The sequence below is a fragment of the Bradyrhizobium sp. BR 1432 genome, assembly GCF_051547705.1.
In the GTDB taxonomy this organism is placed as follows: domain Bacteria; phylum Pseudomonadota; class Alphaproteobacteria; order Rhizobiales; family Xanthobacteraceae; genus Bradyrhizobium; species Bradyrhizobium zhanjiangense.
The window spans coordinates 1-7,279 of sequence record NZ_JBPUGF010000001.1 but is presented as its reverse complement, the minus strand read 5'-3'; the positions used below and the strand labels follow the sequence as shown (position 1 = coordinate 7,279).

Below are 7,279 nucleotides of genomic sequence, written 5' to 3'. Positions count from 1 at the left end.
AAGGTTAACTTACTACCCAGTGAACCTCCTCGCAGCACCTGTGTTTGTTAGTCGCTTTTTTTTTGGAATTTTTTTTTTGGAATTTTTTTTTTGCGCTAACAACCTCCTGCCGTTTTGCCCGTGCATATCGGTCACGAACAAATCTGATTACTAAACACAGTAGCCTGGATTTGTTCTATCAGTAATCGACCTTATTCCTAATTAAATAGAGCAAATCCCCTTATTGGGGGTAAGACATGAAGATGCCAGAAAAACATGACCTGTTGGCCGCCATTCTCGCGGCAAAGGAACAAGGCATCGGGGCAATCCTTGCGTTTGCAATGGCGTACCTTCGCGGCAGATATAATGGCGGTGCGTTTACAAAAACAGTAATCGACGCAACGATGTGCGCCATTATCGCCTAGTTCATTCGTGACCTTCTCGACTTCGCCGGACTAAGTAGCAATCTCGCTTATATAACGAGCGTGTTTATCGGCTACATCGGTACTGACTCGATTGGTTCGCTTATCAAACGCTTCGCTGCTAAAAAAGCCGGAGTAGAAGATGGTAGAAATCAATAATCAACGTAAGGCGTTCCTCGATATGCTGGCGTGGTCGGAGGGAACTGATAACGGACGTCAGAAAACCAGAAATCATGGTTATGACGTCATTGTAGGCGGAGAGCTATTTACTGATTACTCCGATCACCCTCGCAAACTTGTCACGCTAAACCCAAAACTCAAATCAACAGGCGCCGGACGCTACCAGCTTCTTTCCCGTTGGTGGGATGCCTACCGCAAGCAGCTTGGCCTGAAAGACTTCTCTCCGAAAAGTCAGGACGCTGTGGCATTGCAGCAGATTAAGGAGCGTGGCGCTTTACCTATGATTGATCGTGGTGATATCCGTCAGGCAATCGACCGTTGCAGCAATATCTGGGCTTCACTGCCGGGCGCTGGTTATGGTCAGTTCGAGCATAAGGCTGACAGCCTGATTGCAAAATTCAAAGAAGCAGGCGGAACGGTCAGAGAGATTGATGTATGAGCAGAGTCACCGCGATTATCTCCGCTCTGGTTATCTGCATCATCGTCTGCCTGTCATGGGCTGTTAATCATTACCGTGATAACGCCATTACCTACAAAGCCCAGCGCGACAAAATGCCAGAGAACTGAAGCTGGCGAACGCGGCAATTCTCTGACATGCAGATGCGTACAGCGTGATGTTGCTGCGCTCGATGCAAAATACCACGAAGGATAGCTGATGCTAAAGCTGAAAATGATGCTCTGCGTGATGATGTTGCCGCTGGTCGTCGTCGGTTGCACATCAAAGCAGCTGTCAGTCAGTGCGTGAAGCCACCACCGCCTCCGGCGTGGATAATGCAGCCTCCCCCGACTGGCAGACACCACTGAACGGGATTATCTGCGCCCTCAGAGAGGCTCATCACTATGCAAAAACAACTGGAAGGAACCCAGAAGTATGTTAATGAGCAGTGCAGATAGAGTTGCCCATATCGATGGGCAGAATCATGCAATTATCTGTGAGCAATACACACGCGCTTCCAGCGGAGTATAAATGCCTAAAGTAATAAAACCGAGCAATCCATTTACGAATGTTTGCTGGGTTTCTGTTTTAACAACATTTTCTGCGCCGCCACAATTTTGGCTGCATCGACAGTTTTCTCTGCCCAATTCCAGAAACGAAGAAATGATGGGTGATGGTTTCCTTTGGTGCTACTGCTGCCGGTTTGTTTTGAACAGTAAACGTCTGTTGAGCACATCCTGTAATAAGCAGGGCCAGCGCAGTAGCGAGTAGCATTTTTTTCATGGTGTTATTCCCGATGCTTTTTGAAGTTCGCAGAATCGTATGTGTAGAAAATTAAACAAACCCTAAACAATGAGTTGAAATTTCATATTGTTAATATTTATTAATGTATGTCAGGTGCGATGAATCGTCATTGTATTCCGGATTAACTATGTCCACAGCCCTAACAGGAATATTATGCGGGAGTGTCCGGGAATAATTAAAACGATGCACACAGGGTTTAGCGCGTACACGTATTGCATTATGCCAACACCCGGTGCTGACCAGAAACCGGACGTTATGATTTAGCGTGGAAAGATTTGTGTAGTGTTCTGAATGCTCTCAGTAAATCAGTAATGAATTATCAAAGGTATAGTAATATCTTTTATGTTCATGGATATTTGTAACCCATCGGAAAACTCCTGCTTTAGCAAGATTTTCCCTGTATTGCTGAAATGTGATTTCTCTTGATTTCAACCTATCATAGGACGTTTCTATAAGATGCGTGTTTCTTAGAATTTAACATTTACAACCTTTTTAAGTCCTTTTATTAACACGGTGTTATCGTTTTCTAACACGATGTGAATATTATCTGTGGCTAGATAGTAAATATAATGTGAGACGTTGTGACGTTTTAGTTCAGAATAAAACAATTCACAGTCTAAATCTTTTCGCACTTGATCGAATATTTCTTTAAAAATGGCAACCTGAGCCATTGGTAAAACCTTCCATGTGATACGAGGGCGCGTAGTTTGCATTATCGTTTTTATCGTTTCAATCTGGTCTGACCTCCTTGTGTTTTGTTGATGATTTATGTCAAATATTAGGAATGTTTTCACTTAATAGTATTGGTTGCGTAACAAAGTGCGGTCCTGCTCGCATTGTCGGAGGGAAATACAACCGACAGATGTATGTAAGGCCAACGTGCTCAAATCTTCATACAGAAAGATTTGAAGTAATATTTTAACCGCTAGATGAAGAGCAAGCGCATGGAGCGACAAAATGAATAAAGAACAATCTGCTGATGATCCCTCCGTGGATCTGATTCGTGTAAAAAATATGCTTAATAGCACCATTTCTATGAGTTACCCTGATGTTGTAATTGCATGTATAGAACATAAGGTGTCTCTGGAAGCATTCAGAGCAATTGAGGCAGCGTTGGTGAAGCACGATAATAATATGAAGGATTATTCCCTGGTGGTTGACTGATCACCATAACTGCTAATCATTCAAACTATTTAGTCTGTGACAGAGCCAACACGCAGTCTGTCACTGTCAGGAAAGTGGTAAAACTGCAACTCAATTACTGCAATGCCCTCGTAATTAAGTGAATTTACAATATCGTCCTGTTCGGAGGGAAGAACGCGGGATGTTCATTCTTCATCACTTTTAATTGATGTATATGCTCTCTTTTCTGACGTTAGTCTCCGACGGCAGGCTTCAATGACCCAGGCTGAGAAATTCCCGGACCCTTTTTGCTCAAGAGCGATGTTAATTTGTTCAATCATTTGGTTAGGAAAGCGGATGTTGCGGGTTGTTGTTCTGCGGGTTCTGTTCTTCGTTGACATGAGGTTGCCCCGTATTCAGTGTCGCTGATTTGTATTGTCTGAAGTTGTTTTTACGTTAAGTTGATGCAGATCAATTAATACGATACCTGCGTCATAATTGATTATTTGACGTGGTTTGATGGCCTCCACGCACGTTGTGATATGTAGATGATAATCATTATCACTTTACGGGTCCTTTCCGGTGAAAAAAAGGTACCAAAAAAACATCGTCGTGAGTAGTGAACCGTAAGCAGGTGCTGCGAGGAGGTTCACTGGGTAGTAAGTTAACCTTAGCAATACGGTTATGAAGGTTAACTTACTACCCAGTGAACCTCCTCGCAGCACCTGCTTACGGTTCACTACTCACGACGATGTTTTTTTTGGTACCTTTTTTTCACCGGAAAGGACCCGTAAAGTGATAATGATTATCATCTACATATCACAACGTGCGTGGAGGCCATCAAACCACGTCAAATAATCAATTATGACGCAGGTATCGTATTAATTGATCTGCATCAACTTAACGTAAAAACAACTTCAGACAATACAAATCAGCGACACTGAATACGGGGCAACCTCATGTCAACGAAGAACAGAACCCGCAGAACAACAACCCGCAACATCCGCTTTCCTAACCAAATGATTGAACAAATTAACATCGCTCTTGAGCAAAAAGGGTCCGGGAATTTCTCAGCCTGGGTCATTGAAGCCTGCCGTCGGAGACTAACGTCAGAAAAGAGAGCATATACATCAATTAAAAGTGATGAAGAATGAACATCCCGCGTTCTTCCCTCCGAACAGGACGATATTGTAAATTCACTTAATTACGAGGGCATTGCAGTAATTGAGTTGCAGTTTTACCACTTTCCTGACAGTGACAGACTGCGTGTTGGCTCTGTCACAGACTAAATAGTTTGAATGATTAGCAGTTATGGTGATCAGTCAACCACCAGGGAATAATCCTTCATATTATTATCGTGCTTCACCAACGCTGCCTCAATTGCTCTGAATGCTTCCAGAGACACCTTATGTTCTATACATGCAATTACAACATCAGGGTAACTCATAGAAATGGTGCTATTAAGCATATTTTTTACACGAATCAGATCCACGGAGGGATCATCAGCAGATTGTTCTTTATTCATTTTGTCGCTCCATGCGCTTGCTCTTCATCTAGCGGTTAAAATATTACTTCAAATCTTTCTGTATGAAGATTTGAGCACGTTGGCCTTACATACATCTGTCGGTTGTATTTCCCTCCAGAATGCCAGCAGGACCGCACTTTGTTACGCAACCAATACTATTAAGTGAAAACATTCCTAATATTTGACATAAATCATCAACAAAACACAAGGAGGTCAGACCAGATTGAAACGATAAAAACGATAATGCAAACTACGCGCCCTCGTATCACATGGAAGGTTTTACCAATGGCTCAGGTTGCCATTTTTAAAGAAATATTCGATCAAGTGCGAAAAGATTTAGACTGTGAATTGTTTTATTCTGAACTAAAACGTCACAACGTCTCACATTATATTTACTATCTAGCCACAGATAATATTCACATCGTGTTAGAAAACGATAACACCGTGTTAATAAAAGGACTTAAAAAGGTTGTAAATGTTAAATTCTCAAGAAACACGCATCTTATAGAAACGTCCTATGATAGGTTGAAATCAAGAGAAATCACATTTCAGCAATACAGGGAAAATCTTGCTAAAGCAGGAGTTTTCCGATGGGTTACAAATATCCATGAACATAAAAGATATTACTATACCTTTGATAATTCATTACTATTTACTGAGAGCATTCAGAACACTACACAAATCTTTCCACGCTAAATCATAACGTCCGGTTTCTTCCGTGTCAGCACCGGGGCGTTGGCATAATGCAATACGTGTACGCGCTAAACCCTGTGTGCATCGTTTTAATTATTCCCGGACACTCCCGCAGAGAAGTTCCCCGTCAGGGCTGTGGACATAGTTAATCCGGGAATACAATGACGATTCATCGCACCTGACATACATTAATAAATATTAACAATATGAAATTTCAACTCATTGTTTAGGGTTTGTTTAATTTTCTACACATACGATTCTGCGAACTTCAAAAAGCATCGGGAATAACACCATGAAAAAAATGCTACTCGCTACTGCGCTGGCCCTGCTTATTACAGGATGTGCTCAACAGACGTTTACTGTTCAAAACAAACCGGCAGCAGTAGCACCAAAGGAAACCATCACCCATCATTTCTTCGTTTCTGGAATTGGGCAGAAGAAAACTGTCGATGCAGCCAAAATTTGTGGCGGCGCAGAAAATGTTGTTAAAACAGAAACCCAGCAAACATTCGTAAATGGATTGCTCGGTTTTATTACTTTAGGCATTTATACTCCGCTGGAAGCGCGTGTGTATTGCTCACAATAATTGCATGAGTTGCCCATCGATATGGGCAACTCTATCTGCACTGCTCATTAATATACTTCTGGGTTCCTTCCAGTTGTTTTTGCATAGTGATCAGCCTCTCTCTGAGGGTGAAATAATCCCGTTCAGCGGTGTCTGCCAGTCGGGGGAGGCTGCATTATCCACGCCGGAGGCGGTGGTGGCTTCACGCACTGACTGACAGACTGCTTTGATGTGCAACCGACGACGACCAGCGGCAACATCATCACGCAGAGCATCATTTTCAGCTTTAGCATCAGCTAACTCCTTCGTGTATTTTGCATCGAGCGCAGCAACATCACGCTGACGCATCTGCATGTCAGTAATTGCCGCGTTCGCCAGCTTCAGTTCTCTGGCATTTTTGTCGCGCTGGGCTTTGTAGGTAATGGCGTTATCACGGTAATGATTAACAGCCCATGACAGGCAGACGATGATGCAGATAACCAGAGCGGAGATAATCGCGGTGACTCTGCTCATACATCAATCTCTCTGACCGTTCCGCCCGCTTCTTTGAATTTTGCAATCAGGCTGTCAGCCTTATGCTCGAACTGACCATAACCAGCGCCCGGCAGTGAAGCCCAGATATTGCTGCAACGGTCGATTGCCTGACGGATATCACCACGATCAATCATAGGTAAAGCGCCACGCTCCTTAATCTGCTGCAATGCCACAGCGTCCTGACTTTTCGGAGAGAAGTCTTTCAGGCCAAGCTGCTTGCGGTAGGCATCCCACCAACGGGAAAGAAGCTGGTAGCGTCCGGCGCCTGTTGATTTGAGTTTTGGGTTTAGCGTGACAAGTTTGCGAGGGTGATCGGAGTAATCAGTAAATAGCTCTCCGCCTACAATGACGTCATAACCATGATTTCTGGTTTTCTGACGTCCGTTATCAGTTCCCTCCGACCACGCCAGCATATCGAGGAACGCCTTACGTTGATTATTGATTTCTACCATCTTCTACTCCGGCTTTTTTAGCAGCGAAGCGTTTGATAAGCGAACCAATCGAGTCAGTACCGATGTAGCCGATAAACACGCTCGTTATATAAGCGAGATTGCTACTTAGTCCGGCGAAGTCGAGAAGGTCACGAATGAACTAGGCGATAATGGCGCACATCGTTGCGTCGATTACTGTTTTTGTAAACGCACCGCCATTATATCTGCCGCGAAGGTACGCCATTGCAAACGCAAGGATTGCCCCGATGCCTTGTTCCTTTGCCGCGAGAATGGCGGCCAACAGGTCATGTTTTTCTGGCATCTTCATGTCTTACCCCCAATAAGGGGATTTGCTCTATTTAATTAGGAATAAGGTCGATTACTGATAGAACAAATCCAGGCTACTGTGTTTAGTAATCAGATTTGTTCGTGACCGATATGCACGGGCAAAACGGCAGGAGGTTGTTAGCGCAAAAAAAAAATTCCAAAAAAAAAATTCCAAAAAAAAAAGCGACTAACAAACACAATCTGATGGCAGGTGCTGCGAGGAGGTTCACTGGGTAGTAAGTTAACCTTAGCAATACGTAA

Annotated in this window: 10 protein-coding genes and 6 pseudogenes; 8 read left to right on the top strand and 8 right to left on the bottom strand. The window is 43.5% G+C overall.

Going from position 1 to position 7,279, the window contains the following annotated elements; translation table 11 throughout:
• The first annotated feature begins 236 nt into the window (after nucleotides 1-236).
• The 4 genes and pseudogenes from ACSKB8_RS00080 to ACSKB8_RS00065 all read left to right on the top strand — a co-directional run.
• A pseudogene (locus ACSKB8_RS00080) lies at nucleotides 237-560 on the top strand (phage holin, lambda family).
• Nucleotides 544-1,020, top strand: a complete 477-nt coding sequence (locus ACSKB8_RS00075) for a glycoside hydrolase family 24 protein (protein WP_000229403.1) — start codon at nucleotides 544-546, stop codon at nucleotides 1,018-1,020. The pseudogene ACSKB8_RS00080 and the gene ACSKB8_RS00075 overlap by 17 nt, the downstream one beginning before the upstream one ends.
• A 197-nt stretch (nucleotides 1,021-1,217) precedes the next feature.
• A pseudogene (locus ACSKB8_RS00070) lies at nucleotides 1,218-1,274 on the top strand (hypothetical protein); the annotation flags it as partial.
• Nucleotides 1,252-1,396: pseudogene (locus ACSKB8_RS00065) on the top strand (Rz1 family lipoprotein); the annotation flags it as partial. The pseudogenes ACSKB8_RS00070 and ACSKB8_RS00065, both read left to right, overlap by 23 nt.
• Nucleotides 1,397-1,499: 103 nt before the next feature.
• Here ACSKB8_RS00065 and bor (ACSKB8_RS00060) read toward each other — a convergent pair.
• The 3 genes and pseudogenes from bor (ACSKB8_RS00060) to ACSKB8_RS00050 form a co-directional block, all read right to left on the bottom strand.
• A pseudogene (bor, locus tag ACSKB8_RS00060) lies at nucleotides 1,500-1,800 on the bottom strand (serum resistance lipoprotein Bor).
• Nucleotides 1,801-2,118: 318 nt separating this feature from the next.
• Nucleotides 2,119-2,295 (bottom strand): DUF1398 family protein, encoded by a 177-nt coding sequence (locus tag ACSKB8_RS00055; RefSeq protein ID WP_438101652.1) that lies wholly within the window; start codon nucleotides 2,293-2,295, stop codon nucleotides 2,119-2,121.
• Nucleotides 2,289-2,492, bottom strand: a complete 204-nt coding sequence (locus ACSKB8_RS00050) for a DUF1398 family protein (protein WP_438101650.1) — start codon at nucleotides 2,490-2,492, stop codon at nucleotides 2,289-2,291. Before ACSKB8_RS00050 ends, ACSKB8_RS00055 begins: the two co-directional genes overlap by 7 nt.
• Nucleotides 2,493-2,778: 286 nt before the next feature.
• Between ACSKB8_RS00050 and ybcW (ACSKB8_RS00045) the strand changes: the two genes are divergently transcribed.
• Entirely contained in the window at nucleotides 2,779-2,985 is a 207-nt protein-coding gene (gene ybcW / locus ACSKB8_RS00045; RefSeq protein ID WP_001031427.1) for a protein YbcW, read from the top strand.
• A 164-nt stretch (nucleotides 2,986-3,149) separates the two neighbouring features.
• On the opposite strand, the gene ACSKB8_RS00040 is transcribed toward ybcW (ACSKB8_RS00045), so the two are convergent.
• Nucleotides 3,150-3,344: a YlcI/YnfO family protein gene (locus ACSKB8_RS00040; RefSeq protein ID WP_001421937.1), complete on the bottom strand. Its 195-nt coding sequence runs from the start codon at nucleotides 3,342-3,344 to the stop codon at nucleotides 3,150-3,152.
• Between the two features lie 558 nt (nucleotides 3,345-3,902).
• On the opposite strand from ACSKB8_RS00040, the gene ACSKB8_RS00035 reads away from it, so the two are divergent.
• The gene (locus ACSKB8_RS00035) at nucleotides 3,903-4,097 is read left to right on the top strand and encodes a YlcI/YnfO family protein (protein WP_001421937.1); all 195 of its coding nucleotides are present in this window, start codon (nucleotides 3,903-3,905) and stop codon (nucleotides 4,095-4,097) included.
• Nucleotides 4,098-4,261: 164 nt separating this feature from the next.
• Here the strand turns inward: ACSKB8_RS00035 and ybcW (ACSKB8_RS00030) are convergent, their stop codons facing one another.
• On the bottom strand, nucleotides 4,262-4,468 hold the full coding sequence (gene ybcW / locus ACSKB8_RS00030; protein WP_001031427.1) for a protein YbcW: 207 nt from the start codon (nucleotides 4,466-4,468) through the stop codon (nucleotides 4,262-4,264).
• Between the two features lie 285 nt (nucleotides 4,469-4,753).
• Between ybcW (ACSKB8_RS00030) and ACSKB8_RS00025 the strand changes: the two genes are divergently transcribed.
• Nucleotides 4,754-5,164: a DUF1398 domain-containing protein gene (locus ACSKB8_RS00025; protein WP_012775990.1), complete on the top strand. Its 411-nt coding sequence runs from the start codon at nucleotides 4,754-4,756 to the stop codon at nucleotides 5,162-5,164.
• A gap of 289 nt (nucleotides 5,165-5,453) precedes the next feature.
• Nucleotides 5,454-5,747 carry a serum resistance lipoprotein Bor gene (gene bor, locus ACSKB8_RS00020; protein ID WP_000738492.1) on the top strand — a complete coding sequence of 98 codons (294 nt, stop codon included), beginning with the start codon at nucleotides 5,454-5,456 and terminating at the stop codon, nucleotides 5,745-5,747.
• Nucleotides 5,748-5,778: 31 nt separating this feature from the next.
• Here the strand turns inward: bor (ACSKB8_RS00020) and rzpD are convergent.
• The 3 genes and pseudogenes from rzpD to ACSKB8_RS00005 all read right to left on the bottom strand — a co-directional run bounded on the left by rzpD (nucleotide 5,779) and on the right by ACSKB8_RS00005 (nucleotide 7,013).
• Nucleotides 5,779-6,239 (bottom strand): annotated as a pseudogene (rzpD, locus tag ACSKB8_RS00015) (prophage endopeptidase RzpD).
• A complete protein-coding gene (locus ACSKB8_RS00010; protein WP_000229403.1) occupies nucleotides 6,236-6,712 on the bottom strand; it encodes a glycoside hydrolase family 24 protein in 477 nt (158 codons plus the stop codon). The pseudogene rzpD and the gene ACSKB8_RS00010 overlap by 4 nt, the downstream one beginning before the upstream one ends.
• Nucleotides 6,696-7,013: pseudogene (locus ACSKB8_RS00005) on the bottom strand (phage holin, lambda family). Before ACSKB8_RS00005 ends, ACSKB8_RS00010 begins: the two are co-directional and overlap by 17 nt.
• Nucleotides 7,014-7,279 lie beyond the last annotated feature (266 nt).

What these genes read in the sequence shown, in the direction of transcription:
- ACSKB8_RS00040 (WP_001421937.1), bottom strand. Translation starts at nt 3,344, where the DNA reads ATGTCAACGAAGAACAGAACCCGCAGAACAACAACCCGCAACATCCGC.
- ybcW (WP_001031427.1), bottom strand. Translation starts at nt 4,468, where the DNA reads ATGAATAAAGAACAATCTGCTGATGATCCCTCCGTGGATCTGATTCGT.
- ybcW (WP_001031427.1), top strand. Translation starts at nt 2,779, where the DNA reads ATGAATAAAGAACAATCTGCTGATGATCCCTCCGTGGATCTGATTCGT.
- ACSKB8_RS00010 (WP_000229403.1), bottom strand. Translation starts at nt 6,712, where the DNA reads ATGGTAGAAATCAATAATCAACGTAAGGCGTTCCTCGATATGCTGGCG.
- ACSKB8_RS00050 (WP_438101650.1), bottom strand. Translation starts at nt 2,492, where the DNA reads ATGGCTCAGGTTGCCATTTTTAAAGAAATATTCGATCAAGTGCGAAAA.
- ACSKB8_RS00075 (WP_000229403.1), top strand. Translation starts at nt 544, where the DNA reads ATGGTAGAAATCAATAATCAACGTAAGGCGTTCCTCGATATGCTGGCG.
- ACSKB8_RS00035 (WP_001421937.1), top strand. Translation starts at nt 3,903, where the DNA reads ATGTCAACGAAGAACAGAACCCGCAGAACAACAACCCGCAACATCCGC.
- ACSKB8_RS00025 (WP_012775990.1), top strand. Translation starts at nt 4,754, where the DNA reads ATGGCTCAGGTTGCCATTTTTAAAGAAATATTCGATCAAGTGCGAAAA.
- bor (WP_000738492.1), top strand. Translation starts at nt 5,454, where the DNA reads ATGAAAAAAATGCTACTCGCTACTGCGCTGGCCCTGCTTATTACAGGA.